The organism is Caballeronia fortuita (assembly GCF_001544835.2).
In the GTDB taxonomy this organism is placed as follows: domain Bacteria; phylum Pseudomonadota; class Gammaproteobacteria; order Burkholderiales; family Burkholderiaceae; genus Caballeronia; species Caballeronia fortuita.
Map to the genome: position 1 here is coordinate 24,474 of NZ_FCNX02000024.1, position 26,304 is coordinate 50,777.

General features: G+C 63.8%; 25 protein-coding genes and 1 other RNA gene. 4 read left to right on the forward strand and 22 right to left on the reverse strand.

Annotated features, from left to right (window positions below; all coding sequences use genetic code 11):
- Nucleotides 1-81: 81 nt before the first annotated feature.
- From AWB77_RS31790 to ndk, 6 genes are all read right to left on the reverse strand, one after another.
- Nucleotides 82-711 carry a tetratricopeptide repeat protein gene (locus AWB77_RS31790; protein ID WP_061138425.1) on the reverse strand — a complete coding sequence of 210 codons (630 nt, stop codon included), beginning with the start codon at nucleotides 709-711 and terminating at the stop codon, nucleotides 82-84.
- Between the two features lie 102 nt (nucleotides 712-813).
- A complete protein-coding gene (gene hisS, locus AWB77_RS31795) occupies nucleotides 814-2,163 on the reverse strand; it encodes a histidine--tRNA ligase (RefSeq protein WP_061138426.1) in 1,350 nt (449 codons plus the stop codon).
- Nucleotides 2,164-2,169: 6 nt separating this feature from the next.
- Nucleotides 2,170-3,486 carry a flavodoxin-dependent (E)-4-hydroxy-3-methylbut-2-enyl-diphosphate synthase gene (ispG, locus tag AWB77_RS31800; protein WP_061138427.1) on the reverse strand — a complete coding sequence of 439 codons (1,317 nt, stop codon included), beginning with the start codon at nucleotides 3,484-3,486 and terminating at the stop codon, nucleotides 2,170-2,172.
- A 132-nt stretch (nucleotides 3,487-3,618) separates the two neighbouring features.
- Nucleotides 3,619-4,743: a helix-turn-helix domain-containing protein gene (locus tag AWB77_RS31805; RefSeq protein WP_061138428.1), complete on the reverse strand. Its 1,125-nt coding sequence runs from the start codon at nucleotides 4,741-4,743 to the stop codon at nucleotides 3,619-3,621.
- Between the two features lie 182 nt (nucleotides 4,744-4,925).
- Nucleotides 4,926-6,068 (reverse strand): dual-specificity RNA methyltransferase RlmN, encoded by a 1,143-nt coding sequence (gene rlmN, locus AWB77_RS31810; RefSeq protein WP_061138473.1) that lies wholly within the window; start codon nucleotides 6,066-6,068, stop codon nucleotides 4,926-4,928.
- 145 nt (nucleotides 6,069-6,213) lie between these two features.
- Nucleotides 6,214-6,639 carry a nucleoside-diphosphate kinase gene (gene ndk / locus AWB77_RS31815; protein WP_008349368.1) on the reverse strand — a complete coding sequence of 142 codons (426 nt, stop codon included), beginning with the start codon at nucleotides 6,637-6,639 and terminating at the stop codon, nucleotides 6,214-6,216.
- A gap of 335 nt (nucleotides 6,640-6,974) precedes the next feature.
- On the opposite strand from ndk, the gene AWB77_RS31820 reads away from it, so the two are divergent.
- Entirely contained in the window at nucleotides 6,975-7,673 is a 699-nt protein-coding gene (locus AWB77_RS31820; protein WP_061138429.1) for a Bax inhibitor-1/YccA family protein, read from the forward strand.
- A gap of 85 nt (nucleotides 7,674-7,758) precedes the next feature.
- On the opposite strand, the gene rlmD is transcribed toward AWB77_RS31820, so the two are convergent.
- From rlmD to surE, 6 genes are read right to left on the reverse strand one after another with little or no spacing between them, the layout of a single operon-like run.
- On the reverse strand, nucleotides 7,759-9,174 hold the full coding sequence (rlmD, locus tag AWB77_RS31825; RefSeq protein ID WP_061138430.1) for a 23S rRNA (uracil(1939)-C(5))-methyltransferase RlmD: 1,416 nt from the start codon (nucleotides 9,172-9,174) through the stop codon (nucleotides 7,759-7,761).
- Nucleotides 9,175-9,233: 59 nt separating this feature from the next.
- Nucleotides 9,234-10,010: a 3'-5' exonuclease gene (locus tag AWB77_RS31830; protein ID WP_061138431.1), complete on the reverse strand. Its 777-nt coding sequence runs from the start codon at nucleotides 10,008-10,010 to the stop codon at nucleotides 9,234-9,236.
- A 47-nt stretch (nucleotides 10,011-10,057) separates the two neighbouring features.
- Nucleotides 10,058-11,155 carry an RNA polymerase sigma factor RpoS gene (gene rpoS / locus AWB77_RS31835; RefSeq protein ID WP_061138432.1) on the reverse strand — a complete coding sequence of 366 codons (1,098 nt, stop codon included), beginning with the start codon at nucleotides 11,153-11,155 and terminating at the stop codon, nucleotides 10,058-10,060.
- A 12-nt stretch (nucleotides 11,156-11,167) separates the two neighbouring features.
- Entirely contained in the window at nucleotides 11,168-12,142 is a 975-nt protein-coding gene (locus AWB77_RS31840; RefSeq protein WP_061138433.1) for a peptidoglycan DD-metalloendopeptidase family protein, read from the reverse strand.
- Nucleotides 12,143-12,147: 5 nt separating this feature from the next.
- Entirely contained in the window at nucleotides 12,148-13,215 is a 1,068-nt protein-coding gene (locus AWB77_RS31845; RefSeq protein WP_061138474.1) for a protein-L-isoaspartate(D-aspartate) O-methyltransferase, read from the reverse strand.
- Nucleotides 13,212-13,970 carry a 5'/3'-nucleotidase SurE gene (surE, locus tag AWB77_RS31850; RefSeq protein WP_061138434.1) on the reverse strand — a complete coding sequence of 253 codons (759 nt, stop codon included), beginning with the start codon at nucleotides 13,968-13,970 and terminating at the stop codon, nucleotides 13,212-13,214. The genes AWB77_RS31845 and surE overlap by 4 nt, the downstream gene beginning before the upstream one ends.
- A gap of 80 nt (nucleotides 13,971-14,050) precedes the next feature.
- Here surE and AWB77_RS31855 point away from each other — a divergent pair, with 80 nt between their 5' ends.
- Nucleotides 14,051-15,025, forward strand: a complete 975-nt coding sequence (locus tag AWB77_RS31855) for an NADPH:quinone oxidoreductase family protein (RefSeq protein ID WP_061138435.1) — start codon at nucleotides 14,051-14,053, stop codon at nucleotides 15,023-15,025.
- A gap of 9 nt (nucleotides 15,026-15,034) precedes the next feature.
- Here AWB77_RS31855 and AWB77_RS31860 read toward each other — a convergent pair whose 3' ends face one another.
- The 10 genes from AWB77_RS31860 to ffs form a co-directional block, all read right to left on the reverse strand.
- Nucleotides 15,035-16,018, reverse strand: a complete 984-nt coding sequence (locus tag AWB77_RS31860; RefSeq protein WP_061138475.1) for a glycosyltransferase family 9 protein — start codon at nucleotides 16,016-16,018, stop codon at nucleotides 15,035-15,037.
- A 252-nt stretch (nucleotides 16,019-16,270) separates the two neighbouring features.
- Complete coding sequence (locus tag AWB77_RS31865; protein WP_061138436.1) at nucleotides 16,271-17,095, reverse strand: ABC transporter permease; 825 nt, start codon at nucleotides 17,093-17,095, stop codon at nucleotides 16,271-16,273.
- A 13-nt stretch (nucleotides 17,096-17,108) separates the two neighbouring features.
- Nucleotides 17,109-17,939: an ABC transporter ATP-binding protein gene (locus AWB77_RS31870; protein ID WP_061138437.1), complete on the reverse strand. Its 831-nt coding sequence runs from the start codon at nucleotides 17,937-17,939 to the stop codon at nucleotides 17,109-17,111.
- Between the two features lie 3 nt (nucleotides 17,940-17,942).
- Nucleotides 17,943-18,980 carry an ABC transporter substrate-binding protein gene (locus tag AWB77_RS31875; protein ID WP_061138438.1) on the reverse strand — a complete coding sequence of 346 codons (1,038 nt, stop codon included), beginning with the start codon at nucleotides 18,978-18,980 and terminating at the stop codon, nucleotides 17,943-17,945.
- Between the two features lie 38 nt (nucleotides 18,981-19,018).
- Entirely contained in the window at nucleotides 19,019-20,224 is a 1,206-nt protein-coding gene (locus AWB77_RS31880; protein ID WP_061138439.1) for a CaiB/BaiF CoA transferase family protein, read from the reverse strand.
- A gap of 26 nt (nucleotides 20,225-20,250) precedes the next feature.
- A complete protein-coding gene (locus AWB77_RS31885) occupies nucleotides 20,251-20,475 on the reverse strand; it encodes a DUF1653 domain-containing protein (protein WP_034473750.1) in 225 nt (74 codons plus the stop codon).
- Nucleotides 20,476-20,489: 14 nt separating this feature from the next.
- Complete coding sequence (gene recR, locus AWB77_RS31890) at nucleotides 20,490-21,086, reverse strand: recombination mediator RecR (RefSeq protein WP_061138440.1); 597 nt, start codon at nucleotides 21,084-21,086, stop codon at nucleotides 20,490-20,492.
- Between the two features lie 50 nt (nucleotides 21,087-21,136).
- Nucleotides 21,137-21,463, reverse strand: a complete 327-nt coding sequence (locus tag AWB77_RS31895; RefSeq protein ID WP_061138441.1) for a YbaB/EbfC family nucleoid-associated protein — start codon at nucleotides 21,461-21,463, stop codon at nucleotides 21,137-21,139.
- A gap of 105 nt (nucleotides 21,464-21,568) precedes the next feature.
- Nucleotides 21,569-23,818 (reverse strand): DNA polymerase III subunit gamma/tau, encoded by a 2,250-nt coding sequence (locus AWB77_RS31900; RefSeq protein ID WP_061138442.1) that lies wholly within the window; start codon nucleotides 23,816-23,818, stop codon nucleotides 21,569-21,571.
- A gap of 137 nt (nucleotides 23,819-23,955) precedes the next feature.
- Nucleotides 23,956-24,054: signal recognition particle sRNA small type (ffs, locus tag AWB77_RS31905), an RNA gene on the reverse strand.
- A gap of 344 nt (nucleotides 24,055-24,398) precedes the next feature.
- Between ffs and trxA the strand changes: the two genes are divergently transcribed.
- Both trxA and rho read left to right on the forward strand, forming a co-directional pair.
- The gene (gene trxA / locus AWB77_RS31910) at nucleotides 24,399-24,725 is read left to right on the forward strand and encodes a thioredoxin TrxA (RefSeq protein WP_008349330.1); all 327 of its coding nucleotides are present in this window, start codon (nucleotides 24,399-24,401) and stop codon (nucleotides 24,723-24,725) included.
- A gap of 269 nt (nucleotides 24,726-24,994) precedes the next feature.
- Entirely contained in the window at nucleotides 24,995-26,260 is a 1,266-nt protein-coding gene (gene rho / locus AWB77_RS31915; protein ID WP_035501035.1) for a transcription termination factor Rho, read from the forward strand.
- The last annotated feature ends 44 nt before the right edge of the window (nucleotides 26,261-26,304 follow it).

Below are 26,304 nucleotides of genomic sequence, written 5' to 3' on the forward strand. Positions count from 1 at the left end.
CATCGCTTCATGGCGACACCGTGACGGGCGGCTTGATTGACTGATGGCTGTATGGACGGATACCGATTGAATCGATGACGATCAGCCGCCGAGCGCATCGAGCTTGAACTGGATCAGTTGACGCGCGGACGTGTCGTTCTCGGGCAGCGCTTCGAGCGCGACCTTGTAGGCGGCGCGCGCGTCGTCGCGTTTGCCCTGCGCGGCGAGCAGGTCGCCACGGCGATCCGCGATCACGCCTTTGAACGCATCGAGCGGCTGATCCGCGAGCAGCTTCAGGCCCGCGTCGTAGTTCTTCTCGTCGAGCAGCACGAGCGCGAGACGCAGCTTCGCGATCTGCTTGTACTCGTCGTCCTTCGCATGATCGATGGCCCATTGCAGTTGCGCCTTCGCGCCCGCCGCGTTGCCCGCCATATAGAGCGACTTCGCCGCCGCGAGCGCCGACATCTGCGCGTAGCCCGTGCTGCCGAACTTGTCTTCCATGTCCGACGCGACACGCGCAACGAGCGCCTGGTCGTTGCCGTTCACGGCCTGCTGCAAATGATCGTAGAGCACCGACGCTTCGGCTGCCTGGCGGCGCTGCCAGAAATTCCATCCGTTGTACCCGGCCCCAATGAGGAGCGCCACGAGCACGACCCACGTCGTGGTGTTACCCCATTTGCCCCACCAGGCCTTTACGCTTTCAAGTGATTCTTGTTCGTCGTGATAGCTCATCGTCCAGCTGATCCTTCCTGCGTTTCAATTCCCTCAACGAGCGCCGCGCGCGATGCCGGATCGTTGCGATCCTGGCCGATGCGCGCGGTCATGCGCCTGATCTCAGGCGCCCTCGTCATCGGCGGTTGCAACCATCGCATTGATTAGGTATTCGGTCAAGTCTTCCGCCGGAACGTTCACTTGCTCGTTCTTTTGCCCGCCCGACGTTTCGTCGACCGAACGACGCAGCGACTTGACGCCGATCATGCCTTGCGCGAGTTCGTCCTCGCCGAGCACGACAGCGAATGCCGCGCCGCTCGCGTCGGCCTTCTTCATCTGCGACTTGAAGCTCGCCGATGCGCCGTCCGGGCTGCAATGCAGGATGACGTCGAGACCGGTGTCGCGCAGCCGCTCCGCGACGATGAACGCCTGCTCCGCCGCCGCTTCGCCCTGATGCACGACATAGACGTCCGTGCCTTCGGCTTCCGGCACGAGTTGCTCTTCCTTCAGCAGTTCGAGGATGCGCTCGACGCCCATCGCCCAGCCGCATGCGGCCGTCGGCTTGCCGCCGAGTTGCTCGATGAGCGGATCGTAGCGCCCGCCGCCCGCGACCGTGCCTTGCGCGCCGAGCTTGTCGGTGACCCACTCGAACACGGTGAGGTTGTAATAGTCGAGGCCGCGCACGAGACGCGGATTGATCGTGAACGGAATGTTGTTCGCCTTGAGCAGACGCTGCACCCCTTCGAAGTGCTTGCGCGACTCATCGCCGAGAAAATCGACGAGCTTCGGCGCGTTCTGCGCGATTTCCTGCATCGCCGGATTCTTCGTGTCGAGCACGCGCAGCGGGTTCGTGTAGAGACGGCGCTTCGCTTCCTCGTCGAGTGAATCGACGTGCTTCTCCAGATATGCGATCAGCTCCTTGCGATGCGCCGCGCGCTCTTCGGCCTGCCCGAGCGAATTCAGTTCGAGGCGAATGCCCGTGAGCCCGAGGTCGTCCCACAGACGCTGGCACATCATGATGATTTCGGCGTCGGTATCCGGGCCGGCGAAGCCGAGTGCTTCCACGCCGACCTGATGAAACTGGCGATACCGCCCGCGCTGCGGACGCTCGTGACGGAACATCGGGCCGACGTACCACAGGCGCTTCGGGCCGTCGTACAGCAGGTTGTGCTCGATGGTCGCGCGCACGACCGCCGCCGTGTTCTCCGGGCGCATGGTCAGATGCTCGCCGTTGAGCGCGTCGGTGAAGCTGTACATCTCCTTCTCGACGATGTCGGTCACTTCACCGATACCGCGCGTGAACAACTGCGTATGCTCGACGATCGGCGTGCGGATGTTCTGATAGCCGTATGCGCGCAGCATCGACTTGACGGTGGTCTCGAAGAAATCCCACAGCGCGGCATCCTGCGGGAGGATGTCGTTCATGCCTTTCACACCGCTCAGTTTTTCGAGCCGTTTCTTCTGTTCAGTCATCTTTTCTTAGAGTGATGCCGCGGATGTCTCGACGCGCTGTCCGTAAGTGCGCTCGACATAGTCGCTGACGATTTGCTGAAATTCCTCGGCGATGCGCTCGCCGCGCAGCGTCTTCACCTTCACGCCGTCGATGAACACGGGCGCGGCCGGATTCTCGCCCGAACCCGGCAGGCTGATGCCGATATTCGCGTGCTTCGACTCGCCCGGCCCGTTGACGATGCAGCCCATCACCGCGACGTGCATCTTCTCGACGCCGGGGTACTGGTCGCGCCACGTGGGCATCGAGTTGCGCAGATAGCTTTGAATCTGCGATGCGAGTTCCTGGAACAGCGTGCTCGTGGTGCGGCCGCAGCCCGGACACGCGATGACCATCGGCGTGAAGGAGCGCAGGCCCATCGTCTGCAGGATTTCCTGGCCGACGACGACTTCGCCCGTGCGCGCGCCGCCGGGTTCCGGCGTCAGCGAAATACGGATGGTGTCGCCGATGCCTTCCTGCAGCAGCACCGAGAGCGCCGCCGTCGACGCGACGATGCCCTTCGAGCCCATGCCCGCCTCGGTCAGGCCGAGATGCAGCGCGAAGCTGCAGCGCTTCGCGAGTTCGCGATACACCGCGATCAGATCCTGCACACCGCTGACCTTGCACGACAGGATGATCTTGTCGCGGCCGAGGCCCAGTTCGACGGCGCGTTCGGCCGAACCGATCGCCGACTGGATCAGCGCTTCGTACATCACGCTTTGCAGTTCCCACGGCGCCGAGCGCGCGGCGTTTTCATCCATCATGCGCGCGAGCAGGTCCTGATCGAGACTGCCCCAGTTCACGCCGATGCGCACCGGCTTGTCGTACTTGATCGCGGCTTCGATCATCTGCGCGAATTGCGTGTCGCGTTTCGCACCCTGGCCGACGTTGCCCGGATTGATCCGGTACTTCGACAGCGTCTCGGCGCACGCGGGATGATCGCGCAGCAGCAGATGGCCGTTGTAGTGGAAGTCGCCCACGAGCGGCACCGTCACGCCCATGCGGTCGAGCTGCTCGCGGATATGCGGCACGGCGGCGGCCGCTTCCGGCGTGTTCACCGTGATGCGCACGAGCTCGGAGCCAGCCTGCGCCAGTTCCTTGATCTGGATCGCGGTGCCGATGGCGTCGGCGGTGTCCGTGTTGGTCATCGACTGCACGCGCACCGGCGAATCGCCGCCGATCGTCACGAGCTGGCCGCCCCAGCGCACGTCGACGGCATGCGACGAACGGCGCGTCAGCGGACCGCCGAAAACCGGCTCGGTCGAACAAATCTTGCTGCTGATCAGGGATTGAGCTTCGGATTGCATCGAAAAACCCTTTGGCAACCTTGCCGCCGATACGGCGCCGAGTTGCGTGTGTGGAACCTCAAACGGGCGTCACGGCTTGCACCGTGACGCCCTCGACTTGTTCGTCGCGCTCGCCGGACCGGTCTCGCAAACTCAAGGCAGCGAGAGGCGTGCGACGTTTCCGCGTGCCGAGGCATAGCGCTTGGCATCGACGGGTTCGTCGTCGACGGACAACGACTCGACGCCCTTGACGTTGCCGACGGTCACCTTGAACGGCGCCTCGCCTTGCACGCGCTGCGTGCTGCCCGAATGGACGAGGCCGGAGAACAGTTCCTTGCCGTCCTTGCCGCGCACGCTGAACCAGCTATCTTCCTTCACTTTCAATTCGACCGCGCTCGAGCCGCTTCCCGCGACAGCCGGTTCTGCCGTTGCGGCAGCCGCCGTCGCGGCGCCCGACGCAGCCTTCGCAGCCGGCGCGCTCGCCGCTGCCGGCGCACTCGCGCCCTGCACGGCTGACAACGTCGACGACGAAGCCGGCAGCGCGTTCGTGCCGAGCGGACGCGGCATCGGCTGCTCGCCCGGCGCGGCCGCCACTTCGGGCAGCGACGCCTGGCCGGTGTTGGCCGCGGCGGCCTCGTCGGGCGTCGGCGTGGACGTCGTGCCCGCCGCTTCGTTCGCACCGGATGTCGACGTCGACGACAAGCCCACGCCTGTCGTCGCTTTCAGACGTGCGAGCCAGTTGTTCGAGTCGCCGCCGGTGTGCCACATTACGAGCACCGCCAGCACGACGATGATCGCCAGCACGCCCCACAGCCACGAACGCTTGCGGCCTGACGGATTACCCAGCGGCACCGACATGCGCGCGCGCGGAAGACCCGCACCGGCGGAGGCCGGCACCTTCAGATTGTGCTCGATGCTGTCGCCGTCGCGGCGAAACGCCTGTGTGAAGGTCGCCGGATCGGCGCCAAGCACTTTCGCGTAACTGCGCACGATGCCAGCGGCAAAAGTGCGGTCCGGCAACTGGCTGATATCGCCCGCTTCGAGCGCGAGCAGTTTCGACGTCGACACCTTCAGACGCGCGGAAACGTCGTCGATCGACCATGCCTTCGCCTGGCGCAGTTGCGCGAGACGCGCGCCGACCGCCTGTATCGAGTCAAGCGGCCCCGCCTGGCTCGCATTCGATGCCGCACTCTCTCCGTCGGGCTGGCCGTCGTACTGACTGCCGGACCGTTTGACGGAATGACTGCCGATAGGCGTCGGGTGCTGCGGCTCACTCATGCCAAATTCCTCACATCGATTCTTTTATAAAGCGCTGTCGCTGGGTTCGGTTTGAAAAACCACGCGAACGATACAACTCCGGCGCCATTGCAAACCGCTTTATAACAAAATGTTCGGTTTTCGTGCCGCCCGGCGACGCTCGACGCGCTTCCTCGCTGCGGCCTTCTCCGTTAGAACGCCCATCAGATCGGCCGGACCTCGATCGTTTTGCCGCCTGCGCGGCTCATCCGTTCAGCCAGGCGCGTGCGATCCTGCACCGCGCCCGCGAGCTGACCGCAGGCGGCGTCGATATCGTCACCGCGCGTCTTGCGCACGGTGGTCACCACGCCCGCGTCGATGAGAACCTGCGCGAAACGCTTGATCTGCTCGTTCTTCGAACGCGTCAGGCCGGATTCCGGAAACGGGTTGAACGGAATGAGGTTGAACTTGCACGGCACGTCGCGCGTCACGGCAAGCAGTTCGTGCGCGTGCGCCTCGGTGTCGTTGACGCCGTCGAGCATGCAATATTCGAACGTGATGAAGTCGCGCGGCGCGACTTTCAAATAACGCTGACACGCCGCCATCAATTCGCGCAGCGGGTACTTCTTGTTGAGCGGCACGAGCATGTCGCGCAGCGGATCGTTCGGCGCGTGCAGCGATACGGCGAGCGCCACCGGCAGATCCGCGGCGAGGCGGTCCATCATCGGCACGACGCCGGACGTGGACAACGTCACGCGGCGGCGCGACAAGCCATATGCGTTGTCGTCGAGCATCAGGCGCATGGCCGGCACGACGGCATCGTAATTGAGCATCGGCTCGCCCATGCCCATCATCACGACGTTCGTGACGACGCGCTCGCCCTTGCCCGGCCCGCCGACCTCGCGCCCAAGCGATTTGCGCAGCGCGAACTCCGCCATGCGCAACTGGCCGATGATCTCGCCTGTCGTCAGGTTGCGGGAAAAGCCCTGCTTGCCGGTGGAACAAAACCGGCAATTCACCGCGCAGCCCGCCTGCGACGATACGCACAGCGTGCCGCGCGTCTCTTCGGGGATGAATACGGTTTCGACCGCGTTGCCGTTGCCGACGTCGATCAGCCACTTGCGGGTGCCGTCGGCGGAAACGTGGTCGCTGATGATGTCGGGCATCGCCATATTGGCGCGGCCCTTGAGTTTTTCGCGCAGCGATTTCGCGAGATCCGTCATGCCGTCGAAGTCTTCGGCACCGTATTGATGGATCCAGCGTTGCAATTGCTTGGCGCGAAACGGCTTTTCGCCCAGGCTCGCGCAGTACGCGGTGAGCCCGGCGGCGTCGAGATCGAGAAGATTGACGGTGGTGCTGCTCGTCATGTCGAGATGTGCCATTTCAGGTTGCGAAGCCCGGAACATGGGTTGCCCGAGACCGTTCGCGCCGATTCTGCTTAATACGACTTCCAGTGCGTCGAGGCGCGATGCCGTGCTGACGATGCGGCCAGCACGGCGACACACGCAAGAATTAACGCGAGTAGACGTTCACTTGCGGGAAGAAGAACGCAACTTCCTGCGCAGCCGTTTCCGGCGCGTCCGAACCGTGCACGGCATTGGCGTCGATGCTGTCGGCGAAGTCGGCGCGGATCGTGCCCTTGTCGGCCTTCTTCGGATCGGTCGCGCCCATCAGGTCGCGATTCTTCAGGATGGCGTTTTCGCCTTCCAGCACTTGAATCATCACCGGACCCGAGATCATGAATTCGACCAGATCCTTGAAGAACGGACGCGCGGCGTGCACGGCGTAAAACTTCTCGGCGTCGGCGCGCGACAGATGAACCATGCGCGACGCGATGATCTTCAGACCCGCGTTCTCGAAACGGCTGTAGATCTGACCGATAACGTTCTTTGCCACTGCGTCCGGCTTGATAATCGACAGGGTGCGCTCGATCGCCATGAAAAACTCCAAAAAATGAACGGTTTACGAATTAAAACGAATCGACAATTGTAGCACGAAGCAAGGTATGATTGCGATTGAAACCTTACGACGCCGTAAGGATCAAACTCAGCGATGACTTGAACCTCCGGACTGCCGGATCAGCCATTCGGACTATTGAATTCGGCGCGCGCCGGGGCCATATTGGAGCAAACCGCCGCATTGCAACGGCATTTCGCGGGGCGAGCGGCAGCCAGGCGGTCCTAATATTGGTTTAAGTCGGCGCACCTTATCATTCGTATATGACGGATGTGGCGGGCAGACCAAACGACAGACAATTGAAGCAAGGAGAAACCATGAACGAATCACCCTACAGCTTTGGCCGTAATGGCAGCGTCACTTCGGTCGAGACGCGCAACCGCGTGCTGCGCAACACTTACTGGCTGCTCGCGCTCTCGATGGTGCCGACGGTGCTCGGCGCGTGGGTCGGCGTCGCGACGGGCTTTTCGCTGTTCGCGGCCACGAGCCCGGCAATGAGCTTCATCGCGTTCCTCGCGATTGCATTCGGCTTCATGTTCGCCATCGAAAAGACCAAGAACAGCGGCATGGGCGTAGTCGTCCTACTCGGCTTCACGTTCTTCATGGGCCTGATGCTCTCGCGTCTTCTGAGCTTCATTCTCGGCTTTTCGAACGGACCGCAGCTCATCATGATGGCCTTCGGCGGCACGGGCGTGATCTTCGCGGCCATGGCGACCATTGCCACCGTCAGCAAGCGTGATTTTTCGGGCCTGGGCAAGTTCCTGTTCATGGGCGTGATCGTCATCCTGCTGGCGGCGTTCGCGAACATCTTCCTGCAATTGCCCGCGCTGATGATGACGATCTCCGTGCTCGCCATCGTGATCTTCTCGGCGTACATGTTGTTCGACGTGCAGCGCGTGGTGAACGGCGGCGAGACGAACTACATCAGCGCAACGCTCGCGATCTACCTCGACCTGTACAACGTGTTCACGAACCTCCTGGCGCTGCTCGGCATTTTCGGCGGCAACCGCAACTAAGCCAGATGAACGCGGCAGAAACGAAAAACCGGCCTTCGGGCCGGTTTTTTTACGCCTGCGCGCGGCGTCGTGGCCGCAGCGGAGCTCAGTCGCGCTCGAATAGTGCAATCGATTCGACGTGCGACGTATGCGGGAACATGTTCACGACGCCTGCGCCCTTCATCCGGTATCCCGCTTCGTGCACCAGAAGGCCCGCATCGCGCGCGAGCGTCGCCGGATTGCACGACACATAGACGATGCGTTTAGGCAACGGCCCGTCGCCGCTCTGCGCGATGTCCGCGAGCGCCTTCGACACGGCGAGCGCGCCTTCGCGCGGCGGATCGATGAGAAATTTGTCGAAATGCCCGAGCGCGCGCAGATCGTCGGCGGTGACTTCGAACAGATTGCGGCACGCGAACGACGTATGTCCGTCGACGCCGTTCGCCTTCACATTCTCGAGCGCACGCGCCGTCAGTGCCTCGCTGCCTTCGATCCCGACAACTTCCCGCGACACGCGCGCGAGCGGCAGCGTGAAGTTGCCGATACCGCAAAAGAGGTCGAGCACGCGATCCGACTTCTCTGGCGCGAGCAGGCTCAACGCGCGGCTCACCAGCACGCGATTGATCTGGTGATTCACTTGCGTGAAATCGGTCGGCTTGAACGGCATGCGGATATCGAATTCCGGCAGCGTGTAAGCCAGTTCGCTATCGAGCGGATAAAACTGGTAGACGGTGTCCGGGCCTTTCGGCTGGAGCCACCACTGAACGCCGTGCTCGTCGGCGAACGTGCGCAGCAGCGCTTCGTCGGCTTCGGTCAGCGGCTCCAGAATGCGCAACACGAGCGCCGTCACGTCCGATCCGACCGCAAGCTCGATCTGCGGCATACGATCGCGAATCGACAGCCCCGCCACCAGATGACGCAGCGGCACAAGCATCGCGGAAACGTGCGGCGGCAGCACTTCGCAGCTCGTCATGTCGGCGACATAGCTGCTCTTTCTTTCGTGAAAGCCGACCAGCACGCCGCCCTTCTTCTCGACGTGCCGCACGGTCAGGCGCGCGCGATAGCGGTAGCCCCACGACGGTCCGTGGATCGGCCGGAACATGACTTCGGCGCGCAGCTTCGACAGATGTTGCAGATTGTCTTCGAGCACGCGCTGCTTCACGGCGATCTGCGCGCGCACGTCGAGATGCTGCATCGAGCAACCGCCGCAGGTGCCGAAGAACTGGCACTTCGGCTTCGCGCGGATCACGCTCTCGCGCAGCACGCGCACCACTTGCGCCTGCTCGAAACTGGGCTTCTTGCGATAGCTCGAATAGCTCACTCGTTCGCCCGGCAGCGCGCCCTCGACGAAGATGACCTTGCCCGGCTCGCCGTCTTCGTTGACCGTGCGGCCGACGCCGCGCGCTTCCATATCGAGCGACTCGATTTCGAGTTCGGGCGCGACGAAGTTCGGATCGGGCGTGACGGATTTGGCCGGCGCGGCGCGGCGGCGATGCTGGTTTTTTCGAGCGGCTTCGGACACCTGCGTACTTCCTGCTGATCGTTAAGGCAAAGGCGAGATTGTAGACGAACGTTACGCGCTCATTCGGCGAACGCCGCCAGATATTCCGCCCAGTGCGGCGAAGTCTCCTGCGCGAGCGCGTTTTTCACGAAGCTGATTTCGTCCGTGTACTCGCCGGGCGTAAAGCCGCCGCGCATCATCTGAAAGCGGCAGTACATCAGATACGTGTTGACGACATCGGTCTCGCAATAGTTGCGGATTTCGTCGATATGGCCGTCGCAATATGCGTCCCAGACCTTGCCGCCGTCCATGCCGAGCTTGCCGGGAAAGCCGCATAGTTTCGCGAGCGCATCGAGCGGCGCATTCGCGCGCGCCTGATACATCGCGAGCACGTCCATCAGGTCGATGTGCCGCATGTGATAGCGGCTGATGTAGTTGTTGAACTTGAACTCGCGGTCGTCCTGACCGAGATCCCAATAGCGCGGCGCGGCGATGCCGTGAACCAGCGCACGATAATGGAGCACGGGCAGATCGAAGCCGCCGCCGTTCCACGACACGAGTTGCGGCGTGTACTTTTCGATCACGCGATAGAACGACTGAATGAGCGCGGCCTCGCCGTCGGCCGCCGTGCCGAGCGAGCGCACGCGAAAGCCGCTGTTGTCGCGGAACACGCAGGAAATCGCCGCGACGCGCTGCAAGTGATGCGGCAGAAAGTCATTGCCGACGCGCTCGCGGCGCGCTTCGAACGCATGTTCGGCGACCTCGCGGTCGGAGAGATCGTCGGGCAAATCTTCGAGACGGCGAATGCCGTCGACATCGGGGATGGTCTCGATGTCGAAAACGAGAATCGGTGTCATTGAATCCTGGAGCGCGACGCCTTTCGTCGAGAGGCGCCGCCAAAGCGTTAAAGCACGGCGTCCTTGCGAACGCCGTTGGATGCGAAAAAGCGCTTGAGCCGCACGAGCGCCTCTTGCTGGATCTGGCGCACACGTTCGCGCGTGAGGCCCATTTCGTCGGCGAGCTCTTCGAGCGTCGCGGGCTCGATATGGTTCAGCCCGAAACGCCGTTCGATCACGTGCCGGTGCTTGTCGGACAGGCGCGAGAGCCACAGCCGCGTCAGCGATTCGAGTTCGCGATGCTGCACTTCCGCGTCGGGCGACTGGCTCTGGTCGTCCGACAGCAGATCGAGCAGGCTGCTGCCCGGATCGAGATCGAGCGGCGCGTCGAGCGAAGCCGTGTGCTCGTTGAGCGCGAGGATATCGGTGACTTCCTCGGGCGTCTTGCCGGTGAGATACGCGATATCGTCGATGCTCGCGTCGCGGCGCTCGGGCGCGACGCTGTCGTTCGAATTGGCGGAATTTTTTTCCAGATGACGCTTCGCGCGGAGCACCTGATTGAGCTCGCGGATCACGTGCACCGGCAGACGCACCGTGCGCGCCTGATTCATGATCGCGCGCTCGATGCTCTGGCGGATCCACCAGGTGGCGTACGTCGAGAAACGAAAACCGCGCGTCGGATCGAATTTTTCGATCGCGTGCATGAGGCCGAGATTGCCTTCCTCGATCAGATCGAGCAGCGGCACGCCGCGATTGAGATAACCCTTCGCGATACTGACGACGAGCCGCAGATTGCGCTCGATCATGACCTGCCGCGCCTCGAATTCGCCCGCCTTCGCGAGCCGCGAATAGCGTTGCTCTTCCTCGACGGTAAGCAGAGGCTTCACGCTGATGCGGTTCAGGTAATGCTGAATGGTGTCGGCCGTGAGTTCGGCCTGCAGGAGCGAGCGGAAATCGTCGGCGTCCGGCGCGGCTTCCCGCTCGCCTTCGCCGGATTCCTCGCTGTTCTTTCCGCGGCTGCCACCCTCTTCCTCTGAGTCGACATCGACGTCTACGTTGTCGATGTCCTCATCCTGGGTCGAAGCACCGTCTTCCACCGACACTTGCAAAGGTCGGCTGATCGTCTCAGTCTCGGCTTGCGGGGAGCGGCGCTTCGTTTTTGGCATGATGGTTTCGCTTTATTGCGGCGGCAAATACTTCAGTGGGTCAACAGGTTTTCCCTGCCGGCGAACTTCGAAATGCAACATCACGCGGTCCGAATCGCTGTTCCCCATCTCAGCGATCTTCTGCCCTTTAGTCACCGCGTCTCCCTCTTTTACCATCAAAGCACGGTTATGTGCATACGCAGTCAGAAAAGTCGCGTCGTGTTTGATGATAATGAGATTGCCGTAGCCGCGCAGCCCATTTCCGGAGTAAACCACTCGGCCATCCGCTGACGCGTTGACCGCATCTCCCGCCGCACCGCCAATATTCAAGCCCTTGTTTTTCGCGTCGTCGAACGTGCCGATGATCGGACCGCGCGCCGGCCAGATGAACGCCGGCTGACCGCTCGGCGCCGTCGCGTTCGCGTCCGCGCCGGGCACGCCCGCCGCACCGGGAACGCCCGGCGCCGACGCCATGCCAGCTGCCGCGCCCGCCGTTCCCGGCGTCGCGCCCATGCCTGAATTCGCACCGTAATACGGCGGCTGCGCGGTCGCGCCCGGTTGCGGGTTCGCGTAAGCGTTCGCGCCATTCAACGGTTGCGTCTGCACGCCGCCACCGACGATCGGCGCGGTCGCCACGCCAGGCGTCGCCGCCGCGACGTTCGCGCCCGGAGGCGCCACGCGCATCAACTGGCCGACTTCGATCTGGTTCGGGTTGGTCAGGTTGTTCCACGCCGCGATGTCGTGATAATTCTGACCGTTTTCGAGGGCGATCCGATATAGGGTGTCGCCCGGCTTCACACGGTAATAGCCCGGCGGCGGCGGGCCGTTGTCGGGCGTCTGCGCCGCCGTCGTGCTGAGGGGCGCGCCCGTTCTGTCGACGACCGGGGCCATGTCCATGCGCGTCGAACACGCCGCCAGCGCCGATAACGCAAGCACGCACACGCCGCGCTGCGCCGCGCTCAAGGCTTGGTCCGCACTTCCTACTCGCAAAGCACGCAGGATACTCATCGGTGTCAAATCACTCCAGATTTTAAGGGTACAAAGAAAACGCGATCGAGCTGCTCTTCCCGCCATTGACTCGCCGATACGCGCGTGACAAGCGTCAGCACCTGCGACTGCGCGGCCTGCGATCCGACCGGCGCGACGAGCCTGCCGCCCACCGCCAGTTGATCGAGCAAGGCTTGCGGCACGTCGAGGCCCGCGCACGCGATCACGATCGCGTCGAACGGCGCGGCTGCCGGCAAGCCAAGGCGGCCATCGCCGTAATGCAGCCTGATGTTCGGCACACGCAACGGCCGAAGGTTGAGCTTCGCGCGCTCCGAGAGCGGACGCACGCGTTCGATCGAATAAACCTCAGTGGCGACCTGCGACAGCACCGCCGCCTGATAGCCACAGCCGGTGCCGATCTCCAGCACCTTGTTCAACGCGCGCCCCGTCGCGACCAGTTCGATCATGCGCGCGACGACCGACGGCTTCGAGATGGTCTGGTGATGGCCGATCGGCAGCGCGGCGTCTTCATACGCCTGCGCCGCGAGCCCCGGATCGACGAACATGTGGCGCGGCACGACCGACATTGCGTTCAGCACGCGCGGATCGGTCACGCCGTTCGAGCGCAGCCGTTCGACCATGCGCTCACGCACCCGTTCCGACGTGAGCGTCTGCGTGCTTGCCAGCGCGACGTTGGGCGCGCCTTTCCTGGTCGCGGTCGCGGCGGCGTTCGCATCGCGCTCGGCGGGACGCGTGGCCGTGCGCAGCGCATGCGACGCATGATGTGCCGGCGCCGCGCTCTTGCCTGCACCCGGAACCGGTTTCGCCACGCCAATGGCCGGCTTCGCGACAGGACGCGCGGGAAACACGGACGAAGCCGGCTTTGCGGATGCCGCCGCCGTCGCGGGATTTTTCATCGGCACGCTCGCCGCGCGCGACGAACCCGGTTTGACCGGCGCCGCCGCCGCAGGCTTCACGGCCGAAACGGCGGCCTGCTTGCCGCGCGTGTCTTGCCCGCGCGCCGCGGGCTTGCGCGGCTCGCGAACCAGATCCGCGAGCGCCAGCGGAAAGCGCTTGGCGCGCTCGTCGCTCATGTGCGACCGCTCCCGGCGCGCGCCCATTCGCGGGTCTCGGCCATGAGCTTCGTATGCGTCAGGTCGAGTTGCAGCGGCGTGATCGAAACGAAGCCGTTCGCGACCGCGTGAAAATCCGTGCCTTCGCTCGCGTCGAGCGCGTCGCCCGACGGGCCGATCCAGTAGATCGGATTGCCGCGCGGATCGCTTTGACGGATGACTGGCTGCGACGGATGACGCTTGCCGAGGCGCGTCACTTTCCAGTCGCCCAACTCATCATAAGGCAGGCTCGGAATGTTCACGTTCAGCAACGGATGACCCGGCATCGGATGTTCGAGGAAATGCGCGACGATCTCGGCCGCGACGCGCGCGGCGTCGTCGAGATGGAGCCAGTCGCGTCCGACGAGCGAAAACGCGATCGCCGGAATGCCGAACATGAAGCCTTCGGTCGCGGCGGCCACCGTGCCGGAATACAGCGTGTCTTCGCCGACGTTCTGCCCGTTGTTGATGCCCGACACGACGAGATCCGGCCGATGCTCGAGCATGCCCGTGAGCGCGATGTGCACGGAATCGGTCGGCGTACCGTTCACGAAATTGAAACCGTTGGGCGCCTGATGAACGCTCAAGGGCCGCGACAGCGTAAGCGAGTTTGACGAGCCGCTGCAGTTCTGCTCCGGCGCCATCACCGTCACTTCGCCGAGCGGCTGCAGGACGCCGTGCAGCACATTGATGCCGCGCGCCAGATAACCGTCGTCGTTGCTGAGTAGGATTCGCATCCGACGATTGTAACCGAGGAAAGTGGCGCGACGACGACTCGAACTGCCATACACTGAGCCACGTTCAACGAGGAGAAACCATGCGCGCAGTACGATGCAACGAACACGGATTGCCCCATACGCTTTCGATCGAAACGCTGCCCGATCTGCGTCCGGAAGCGGGCGAAGTCATCATCGACGTGAAGGCGGCGAGCGTGAACTTTCCCGACGTGCTCATCATCCAGAACAAGTACCAGTTCAAGCCGCCGCTGCCTTTCACGCCCGGCGCGGAATTCGCGGGCGTCGTGCGCGAAACCGGCGCGGGCGTCACGCGTCTTGCGCCCGGCATGCGCGTGGCCGCCTACACCGCGCAAGGCGCGTTCGCGGAACAGGCGCGCGCGAAGGAGACGGATTGCGTCGTGTTGCCCGATGACGTCGATCTCGCCGATTCCGCCGCGTTCACGCTCGCTTACGGCACGTCGTATCACGCGCTCGTCGATCGCGGCGAACTGAAAGCCGGCGACACGCTGCTCGTGCTCGGCGCGGCGGGCGGCGTCGGCGTCGCGGCGATCCAGATCGGCAAGATCGTCGGCGCGCGCGTGATCGCGGCCGCATCGAGCGCCGAGAAACTCGCGTTCTGCCGCGAGCATGGCGCGGACGAGGTCATCGACTACACGAGCGAAGACTTGCGCGAGCGCGTCAAGACGTTGACGGCGGGCAACGGGCCGGATGTCATCTTCGATCCCGTCGGCGGCGCGTACGCGGAACCCGCGTTTCGCAGCATCGGCTGGCGCGGGCGGTATCTCGTCGTCGGCTTCGCGAACGGCGAGATTCCGAAACTGCCGCTCAATCTCGCGCTGCTGAAAGGCGCGAGCATCGTCGGCGTTTTCTGGGGCGGTCACATGCAGCGCGAGCACGCGCGCGCTGACGAGGAATTTGCGACGATGGTCGACTGGATCAAGGCCGGCAAGCTGCGGCCCGTCGTCACGAAACGTTATTCGCTCGATGAGACGCCGCAAGCGCTCGACGACATGATGAATCGCCGCGTCACCGGGAAGGTCGTGATCGAGCCGTGATGCTCGCGCTCAGAAGCGCCGCGATTGCGCGCCGGGCAACATGCCGATGCGCGTCGCTTGCGGCGTCTGCATCGGCTTGGCATCGGCGAAATCGGTCATCGGATAATGATGCGGCGCGCGCGCATGCTTGCCATGCAGCCGCTGAAACGCGGACGTCACGCGCCGCACGCTCAGCAGGCGTTGCCACAAGCGTTCGCGAAGGCTGCCGAACGGCAGCAAGGACGGCGGCAACACGACCGCGCCCGGACCCCAGCCCGGACGCCACGAGCGCGCGAGACCTTGACGCATGAAGAGGGAAAGAGTTGGCACGCCGATGCACGATGCGAGATGACCGAGACCGGAATCGTTGCCGATGAACCACGACGACTCCGCGATCCACGCCGCAACTTCGTTCAGACGCGGCAGCGCGTTGACCTCGCAGCCTTCTTCCGCGATATCGCCCCAGACGCCGAATTCCGCCGGCGCGACGAGAAAGCTCGGCTGCAAGCGGCGACGCGCGAGCACACGCGATAGCGCGAGAAATTTCCTGCGGCTCCACATCTTCTCGGGATGGCTGCCCGTCGGATGAATGACGACGCGATCGGCGAAGCGCCCGCGCATGACGCCGGCCGGCACGACGAGACCGTTCGCGCGCGTCACGTCCGCAAGACCGAGCACGTTCGCCGCGATATCGACGATACGGTCCACCATGTGCTTCGAACCGCCGTATTCCGGCAGCGCAGCGAGACAGAGGGTCTTGCCGGAGCGGCTCAGCGTGGCGGCGTAGTCGGTCGGGCGAAGCTCGATCACGGTGTCGAACGCGCCCTGGCAAGCGTCGCGATGTCCGACGGTGATGCGGGGAAACCAGTCGGCGAGTTGCTCCGCAACCCAGCCGAACACGACCGGGCGATATCCGTTGCGGATGAGATTGTCGACGAGCACGAGCCCGATGAGGCTGTCGCCGATCGGCGATGGCAACACCACCGCTATCGAACCGTCAGTTCGCAGTTTCATTGCTGGTCTCGCGGGAAGCGCGTCGGCGAACGCCGCGCAGATTCCGCGCATGATGTGCGGCTGCAAAGTGTCGCTCGATTGCGTTACGGCTTGATGTGCCTTTGGCGTCCGTTCACCCGAAAATGACGGCGGCCAGTTCGCAGCCCGCCGCACGACGCCGGTTCAGCGCAGCATGATAGCGAGGTCGGAAGTACCGTGCCAGAACGGATATTCCCAAAAAGGTCCTGCGCGTTGCCGCAAGCGTCGCCTGCCTCAGAGCTTCTCGGTTTCGCCGCTCTTCGGCTGCCACTTCATCAGCCTGCGCTCGACCAGCGCGACGAGGCCGTCGAGCACGAGCGCGAATGCGGTCAGCACGAGAATGCCCGCGAAGACCGTGTTGATATCGAACGTGCCTTCGGCTTGAAGAATCAGATAGCCGACGCCGCGCGCCGAGCCGAGATATTCACCGACCACCGAGCCGACGAACGCAAGTCCCACCGACGTATGCAGGCTCGAAAACACCCAGCTCGTCGCGCTCGGCAGATAGACATGCCGCAGCAGTTGCTTGCGATTCGCGCCGAGCATGCGCGCGTTCGCGAGCACGACCGGGCTCACTTCCTTCACGCCCTGATAGACGTTGAAGAACACGATGAAGAAGACCAGCGTCACGCCGAGCGCGACCTTCGACCAGATGCCCAAGCCGAACCACACCGCGAAGATCGGCGCGAGAATCACGCGCGGCATCGAGTTGGCGGCCTTGATGTAGGGATCGAGGAGCGCGCTCGTCGTCGGCGCGAGCGCGAGCCACAGACCGACACCGAGTCCGGACACCGTGCCGATGACGAACGCCAGCACCGTTTCGATCAGCGTCACCCACAGATGGATGTAGATCTCGCCGCCCGTAAACCACTCCCAGATACGCACGAGCACCTTCTGCGGCTCGCCGAAAAAGAACGCGGCCTTGTTGGCGTCGTCGAAATAGAAAGGCGGCACGAGCGTCGGGCTCGTCAGCACGTACCACAGCGCAAAGCACGCGAGCAGCAGCAGCCATTGCCACACGATGAGATTCGCTCGATTCGGGCGCAGCTTGTTCCACATGGTCGTTATCGTCTTATTCGGCGGCGGCGGGCTTCAGTTGCTGCTGATAGCCCTTCAACACTTCCTCGCGCAGCACGCCCCAGATTTGCGCGTGCAATTCGACGAAGCGCGGATGCGAGCGGATCTCGGCGACATCGCGCGGACGCGGCAGATCGATCGCGAATTCACCGATCGGATGCGTGCCCGGTCCCGCCGCCAGCACGACGACCCGGTCGGACATCGAGATCGCTTCGTCGAGATCGTGCGTGATGAAGAGCACGGCCTTGCGCTTGGCGGCCCAAAGGTCGAGCAGTTCGTTTTCCATCAACTGACGCGTTTGAATGTCCAGCGCGGAGAACGGCTCGTCCATCAGGATGATGTCGGGATCGAGGATGAGCGTCTGCGCCATCGCGACGCGCTTTCTCATGCCGCCCGACAACTGATGCGGATAACGATCGCCGAATCCGCCGAGGCCTACGCGCTTCAGCCATTCCTCGCCGCGTTTTTCGGCTTCGGCCTTCGGCACGCCCTGAAACGCAAGGCCGGCCGTCACGTTGTCGAGGGCCGAGCGCCACGGCATGAGGCCATCGGCCTGAAACATGTAGCCCGCGCGCCGGTTGATGCCCTTCAGCTTCTCGCCGAACACGCTTACCGTGCCCGATGAAGGTTCGAGCAATCCCGCCGATACGTTGAGCAGCGTCGACTTGCCGCAGCCGGTCGGCCCGACGACCGACACGAACTCGCCGGGCGCGATCGCGAGGTTCGTATCGCGGACCGCCGTATAACGATCGCGGCGACGCTCGCGCGATGCGAACGTGCACGTGACGTCTTCCAGCGCGAGCGCATAGTTCGATGACGAGGACATCGATCAGACCTTGACGCTCGCGAGCGCCTTCTTGACGAAATCGTTGGTCCAGGTCTTCGACAGGTCGATCGGCTTGCCCTTCACGGTTTCGTCGAAGGCCTGCAGCGTCTTGAGCGAGGTCGCGGGACCGTCGGCGGGCATCAGGCCGTCCGGCGACAGCGCTTCCTTCACGTGCTGCCACGAATCCAGATACAGCGCGCGATCGCCGAGCAGATAGCTCTCCGGCACCGTCGAGATGAGGTCCTTGCCCGAGGCGCCTTGCAGCCATTTCAGCGCGCGCACCATCGCGTTCGTGAGCGCCTGCGTCGTGTTCGGATTCTTCGTGATGAAGCTCTGCGATGCGTACAGGCAACCCGCCGGCATGTTGCCGCCGAACACCTTGACCGTGTCCGCGAGCGTGCGCGTGTCCGACACGATGCGGATATCGCCCGCGCGGTCGAGCTTGGTCATCACCGGATCGAGATTGGCGATGGCGTCGATCTGGCCGGATTGCAGCGCGGCGATCGCACCCGCGCCCGCGCCCACGCCGATGAACGACACATCGGTCGCCTTCAGCCCTGCCTGCGCGAGCACGAAGCTCGCCATGATCGACGTCGACGAGCCCGGCGCCGTCACGCCGATCTTCTTGCCTTTCAGGTCCGCGACCGATTTGTAGTTCGGCATCGCCTTCTTCGATACGGCAAGCACGATCTGCGGCGCGCGCCCCTGCAGCACGAATTCGCGGAAATACTGGTTTTTCGCCTGCAGGAGCAGCGTGTGCTCGAACGCGCCCGAGACGACATCCGCGCTGCCGCCGACCGCCGCCTGCAGCGCCTTCGCGCCGCCCGCGAAATCGGCGATCTCGATGTTGAGCCCTTCGTCCTTGAAGTAGTTGCGGCGCTCCGCAATGGTGAGCGGCAGATAGTAGAAGAGATTTTTGCCGCCGACCGCGATCGATACCTTGGTCTGCTCGAGCTTGCTCTGCGCGAGCGCGAGCGGCATGCCCGACATCGCTCCACCCGCGAGCACGACGCCGCTCGCGATGAACGTTCTGCGTTTCATCGTTGTGTCTCCTGGAATTCTTGTTGTCCGCGCGTGCCTCAGATCACCTTGGCCGCGCGCAGCCGCGCGATATCGTCGGCATGATACCCGAGCGTCTGAAGTACTTCATCCGTGTGTTCACCGAGTTGCGGCCCGAGCCAGCGCGTTTCGCCGGGCGTCTCGGAGAGCTTCGGCGTCACGTTCGGCAACGTGATCTCGCGGCCGTCCTGCCACGGAAAACGCTGCAGCATCTGACGCGCGATGTACTGCGGATCGGTGAACATGTCGGCCACGCTGTAGATGCGGCCTGCGGGCACGTCGGCGGCATTGAGCACGGCGAGCGCTTCGTCGATGCTGCGCGTGGACAGCCACGCGGCGATGGCGTCGTCGATTTCCTGCGTGCGCGGCACGCGCCCGTCGTTCGAGGCGAGCGCGGGATCGTCGGCGAGATCGGCGCGCTCGATCGCGTTCATGAGGCGCTTGAAGATCGGATCGCTGTTGCCGCCGATCACGATGCTGCCATCGCGGCACGGATACGTATTCGACGGCACGATGCCCGGCAGCGACGCACCCGTGCGCTCGCGCACCATGCCGTACACGCCGTATTCCGGAACGACGCTTTCCATCATGTTGAAGACGGCTTCGTACAGCGCGACGTCGACGACCTGCCCCTTGCCGCCGTTCACGCGCACGTTATGCAGCGCCATCATCGCGCCGATCACGCCGTGCAACGCCGCGATGGAGTCGCCGATCGATATGCCGATGCGCGGTGGCGGCAAGTCCGGATAGCCGGTGATATGGCGCAGACCGCCCATCGATTCCGCGATCGCGCCGAAGCCCGGGCGATCGCGATACGGACCGGTCTGGCCGTAGCCGGACAGCCGCACCATCACGAGAGCGGGATTCTCCGCCGAGAGCGTTTCGTAGCCGAGGCCGAGCTTTTCGAGCAGACCGGGCCGGAAGTTTTCGATGACGATATCGGCTTCCTTCGCGAGCCGGCGCACGATTTCCTTGCCTTCGTCCGCCTTGAGATTGATCGTCACGGACTTCTTGTTGCGCGCCTGCACCGCCCACCACAGCGACGTGCCGCCGACTTCCGGATAAAGCTTGCGCCACTTGCGCAGCGGATCGCCGCCGTTCGGGTCCTCGATCTTGATGACGTCGGCGCCGAACTCGCCCATGAAGCGCGCGGCGAACGGGCCGGCGATGAGCGTGCCGAGTTCCAGCACCTTGACCCCGGCGAGCGGTCCCGTCGTTGTGGTCATGGCTGCGTCTCCTTTTATGTGTTTTCTCAGAGCGGGATATCGAGCGGCTTGAAGCGCGGCGTGCCGTCGGCGAGCGTCTCGTTGAACATCGCGGCGGGCCGCACCCACAAGCCGCGTTCATGCGGCCAGAGATGCTCGTAGACGATCATCGCTTCTTCGGTTTCCGAGTGGCGCGCCACGCCGATCACGCGATACAGCCCGCCCTTGTAGTGACGATGCGTCGCGAGCGCGAGTGCTTCGGTTTCTGTCATCGACTGGAGTCCTTTCATACGGAGCGGCGATCGAGCATCGCACGCGCGATCGTGCCGGCATCGACATATTCGAGCTCGCCGCCGACGGGCACGCCGCGCGCGAGCCGCGTCACCTTTAGGCCCTTGCTCTTGAGCGTCTGCGCGAGATAGTGTGCGGTCGCTTCGCCTTCGTTCGTGAAGTTGGTGGCGAGCACGATTTCCTGCACGACGCCGTCGAGCGCGCGGTTGATGAGCCGCTCGAAGTGGATTTCCTTCGGCCCGATGCCGTCGAGCGGGCTCAGGCGCCCCATCAGCACGAAGTAGAGCCCGCGATACGTGAGCGTCTGTTCGAGCATGATCTGATCGGCGGGCGTTTCCACCACGCACAGCAACGCCGGATCGCGCTCTTCGTCGCTGCAGACTTCGCAGATCTCGCTTTCCGTGAAGGTGTTGCACTTCTCGCAGTGCTTCAGATTCCCGGTCGCGAACAGCAGCGAATTGCCGAGCTTTTCAGCGCCTGCGCGGTCGTGCTGCATCAGGTGATACGCCATGCGCTGCGCCGACTTCGGACCGACGCCGGGCAGCGCGCGCAGCGCTTCGACGAGCGCCGACAGGGCGGAAGGTTGTTTCATGTGTCCTCGGTGGCGAGCCATCGGATCGGGTTCGTCCGATGGCCGCGCAATCAAAACGGCATCTTGAATCCTGGCGGCATCGGCATGCCGGCGGTCATGCCGCTCATCTTCTCTTGCGTGGTGGCTTCGGCTTTGCGCACGGCGTCGTTGAACGCGGCGGCGACGAGGTCTTCGAGCATGTCCTTGTCGTCGGCGAGCAGGCTCGGGTCGATCTGCACGCGGCGCACGTCGTTCTTGCAGGTCATCGTCACCTTCACGAGACCGGCGCCGGACTGGCCCTCGACCTCGATCTGCGCGAGCTGATCCTGCATCTTCTTCATGTTTTCCTGCATCTGCTGAGCCTGTTTCATCAGCCCGGCGAGTTGGTTCTTCATCATGGTTCGGCTCCTTACTGGAAAACGTGTGGCAAAGGCACGCGCGATGCGCGCGCCCGATATTCAGTGCGGCTGCGCGACGCCCGAGAGCGCGCCGCGCGCCTCAATTCACGACGGATTCGCACCCGATGCGGCGATCGGCTTGATCGAACCCTGCACGATGCTCGCGCCGAAATCGCGGATCAGCGATTGCACGAACGGATCCTGCCTGATTTCCTGCTCCGCTTCCTGCTGACGGCGCGCGCGCTGGGCGGCATCGAGCGCGGCGGCAGTGCGGCGCGCGGGCGCGACGGCGACGCTGACTTCGATCGCGCGGCCGAGCTTCTCCGCGAGCGCGGCCTTCAGTTTCGCGACGTGCGCGGCGTCGGTGTACATCTGGACGGGAACGGCGAGCGTCACGGAATCCGCATCGCACGCGGTGAGTTCGCTATTGAACGCGAGCTGATAGGCGACGCCTTTCAACGGCAGATCGACGGCGAGCACGGCCCATTCGGTCGACACGCCAAGCGCGTCGAGCGGCACGGCGGGCGGCAGCGGCGTCGTGTCGACGGCGGGCGCGAGCTTCGCGGGCGGCGCGGCGTTGAAGTGCATGTCGTCGGGACCGCTATCGAACGCGGGCACGAAGCCGTCGTCCGGCGGCATGAAGTAAGCGTCTTCCGATCCCGCCGGCGGATAGTCGCCGGGCGGCATGTCTTCCCACGGCGGAATGACGCTCGGCTTCGCCGCCGTGGCCGCGGCGGGCTTCGGTTCGGGCGCGGCGGGCGGCGCGCGGCGCGGCGTCGGCACCGGGATCTGCGCGGCGGGCTTCGCTACGGGCTTCGCGGCGGATTGAGCCGCTGCGGGCGCCGCCGCGTTTCGTGCGCCGCGATCGGAGGAAAGGCGCATGCCCGCGCTGCGCAACACATCGAGCGCCGCGCTTGCGCCGCTCGAGGGACGCGGCGCGGCGGGTTCAGGCTCGGCCACGGACGCCTCGACGGCCTGACGCACCGCGCTTTGCATCGGCTTCGCCGCAACGGGCTCGCGCGTATCGGCGGTCGGCGTCGGCGCGGGCTCGGCGCTTTTCGCCGCGACGATGACCGTCCGCGCAGGTTCGGCGCTCTCTTCGGGCGGCGTTTCCTTCGCCTCGACGATGACCGTCTGCACGGCGGGCGCAGGCGCTTTCGCCACGGGCGCGGGCGCCACAGCGCGCTCGGCCATCGCGCCCGCGAGCGCGGCGCTGCGCGCGGGCTTCGCGCCCGAAGGCGCGGCGAGCGCCACGCCACCGCCCGGTCCGCCAGCCGGTTCGAACGCGAGCATGCGCAGCAGCGTCATCGTGAAGCCGGCGTATTCGTCGGGCGCGAGACCGAGTTCGCTGCGTCCGACCGTGGCGATCTGATAGAACAACTGAACCTGTTCCGCCGACAGCATGTCCGCGAAGCGGCGAATGTCCGCGGCTTCCGGCCATTCGTCCAGCACCGACGCCGGCGCGAACTGCGCCCAGCCGATTCGATGCAGCAGACTCGCGAGATCCTGCAGCGCCGTCGAGAAGGACAGGCTGCGCAGCGCCATTTCGTCGGCGATGGCAAGCACGCCGGGGCCGTCGTCGGCGGCGAGCGCGTCGATCAGGCGGATGAGATAGCTTTGATCGAGCGCGCCGAGCATGCCGCGCACGGCTTCCTCGGTGACTTCGTTCGCCGAATACGCGATGGCCTGGTCGGTCAGCGAAAGCGCGTCGCGCATAGAGCCGTCCGCCGCGCGCGACAAGAGCCGCAGCGCCTGCGTCTCGAACGCAATATTCTCTTGCTGAAGAATGTTCTCCAGGTGCGACACGATGTGCCCCGCCGGCATCTGCTTCAGATTGAACTGGAGGCAGCGCGAGAGCACGGTGACCGGAATCTTCTGCGGATCGGTCGTCGCGAGGATGAACTTCATATGCGGCGGCGGCTCTTCCAGCGTCTTCAGCATCGCGTTGAATGCTTCCTTCGTGAGCATGTGCACTTCGTCGATCATGTAGACCTTGAAGCGCGCATCCACCGGCGCGTAGACCGCACGTTCAAGCAATGCGCGAATGTCGTCGATGCCGCGATTGCTCGCCGCATCCATTTCGACGTAATCGACGAAACGCCCTTCGTCGATTTCCCGGCACGCGCGGCACACGCCGCACGGCTTCGAGGACACACCGGTTTCACAGTTGAGCGCCTTCGCGAAGATGCGCGAGAGCGTCGTCTTGCCGACGCCGCGCGTGCCGGTGAAGAGATACGCGTGATGCAGACGGCCGCCGTCGAGCGCGTGCGTGAGCGCACGAACGACGTGCTCCTGGCCGACGAGCGACTCGAATGATTTCGGCCGCCATTTGCGTGCGAGAACTTGATAGGTCATGCGCGAAATTGTATCAGCAACGACCTTGCTCAAACGCCGCTCCGGCAAGGCGAACAGACACACGGAAGCATCACGCGCAATGGCGTGCGGGGCACAAACGAATAAGGGAAAAGGCGAACTGCGGAAGAAAAGCGGAAGGTGACGAGCCCGACCCTCGGCACTGGTGGAAAACGGCTGTGGCTGCTTCGTTCCCGACCTGACCAGGTTGACCGCGCCACCATGCGAGGAGGCCCGTCACGTCGAATCATAACACGGACGATGGCATACCCGGAAGGCGTCGGCCGAATGCGCGAAACTTGGCGGCACCTTCGCGGTGCCCTCTTGTGCTTCGTATTACCGGCCTCAGATGGTCCCTATCAGTACCCGGCAACGGATAGCAAAGTAGGCTAAGATGACATGTGAATTACGCGGAAGTGGTGCATTTCGCCCTCCCGCAGATCATTCGCCGCCGTTTGCGTGCCATTCTGGCGCACGGTGCGCGGGCTGAACCCCGCCCGTTGGCGACAAAATTTTTTTCAGTTTTCGTGTATCGTGGCGAGCATTCAAACGCGGGCCTCGAATCAATAGAGGTATTCAGACAATGAGCGAATCAATCAAGCACATCAGCGACGCTTCTTTCGAACAGGATGTCGTCAAGTCGGATAAACCTGTCCTGCTCGACTTCTGGGCCGAGTGGTGCGGTCCGTGCAAGATGATTGCCCCGATCCTCGATGAAGTCGCGAAGGATTACGGCGATCGCCTGCAGATCGCGAAGATCAACGTCGACGAACATCAGTCGACGCCGGTGAAGTTCGGCGTGCGTGGCATTCCCACGCTGATCCTCTTCAAGAACGGTGCGGTCGCCGCGCAGAAGGTCGGCGCATTGTCCAAGTCGCAGCTCACTGCGTTCCTCGACAGCAACCTGTAACGGTATGTGGGCAGGCGCCGGTATGTCCCGGCGCCCGCGCCCGCATCCGACTGAGCGTCCATGACGCGCTAAAAGCGTTATCCGATGCAGCCGATGTTGTCACGCGACAACATCGGCCGAAAAGGCCCGCCCAAAGCCCACCCGAGGCGCCTGTGGCGTGTGCTATGCTAGAATCATAAGAGTTCAAGAAGTATTAAGTCTCGAGCGGTTCCGCTCACCTCTTCTCCCAAATCTTTCTGTCGTACCTCTCTCCCCGGCGGGAAACCCGTATGCATTTATCCGAGCTCAAGTCTCAGCACGTCTCCGCACTGATCGAGATGGCCAATGGCCTCGAGATCGAAAATGCGAACCGCCTGCGCAAGCAGGAACTCATGTTCGCGATTCTTAAAAAGCGCGCCAAGGCTGGCGACACGATTTTCGGCGACGGCACGCTCGAAGTGCTGCCCGATGGCTTCGGCTTCCTGCGCTCTCCCGAGACTTCGTATCTCGCGAGCACGGACGACATTTACATCAGCCCGTCGCAAATCCGCCGCTTCAATCTGCACACCGGCGACACGATCGAAGGCGAAGTGCGCACGCCGAAGGACGGCGAACGCTATTTCGCGCTCGTGAAGGTCGACAAAGTCAACGGGCAGCCGCCCGAGGCCTCGAAACACAAGATCATGTTCGAGAACCTCACGCCGCTGCATCCGAACAAGCCGCTGCCGCTCGAACGCGAAATGCGCGGCGAGGAAAACGTCACCGGCCGGATCATCGACATGATCTCGCCTATCGGCAAGGGTCAGCGCGGCCTGCTCGTCGCATCGCCGAAGTCGGGCAAGACGGTCATGCTCCAGCACATCGCGCATGCGGTGAAGGCCAATCATCCGGACGTCATCCTGTTCGTGCTGCTCATCGACGAGCGCCCCGAAGAAGTGACGGAAATGCAGCGCTCGGTGCGCGGCGAAGTCATCGCATCGACATTCGACGAACCCGCCGCGCGTCACGTTCAAGTGGCCGAAATGGTCATCGAGAAGGCGAAGCGTCTCGTCGAAATGAAGCACGACGTCGTGATTCTGCTCGACTCGATCACGCGTCTCGCGCGCGCCTACAACACGGTCGTGCCGGCGTCGGGCAAGGTGCTGACGGGCGGTGTCGACGCCAACGCGCTGCAGCGTCCGAAGCGTTTCTTCGGCGCGGCGCGCAATATCGAGGAAGGCGGTTCGCTGACGATCATCGGCACGGCGCTCATCGAAACCGGCAGCCGCATGGACGACGTGATCTACGAAGAGTTCAAGGGCACCGGCAACATGGAAGTGCACCTCGAACGCCGTCTCGCGGAAAAGCGCGTGTATCCGTCCATCAATTTGAACAAGTCGGGCACGCGCCGCGAAGAACTGCTCATCAAGCCGGACCTGCTGCAAAAGGTCTGGGTGCTGCGCAAGTTCATCCACGACATGGACGAAGTCGAAGCGATGGAATTCCTGCTCGACAAGATCCGTCAGACGAAGAACAACGCCGAGTTCTTCGACATGATGCGTCGCGGCGGAGGCTGATCGCCGCTGCTTCGAGACAAGAAAACCGCCTGCAACGTCAGGCG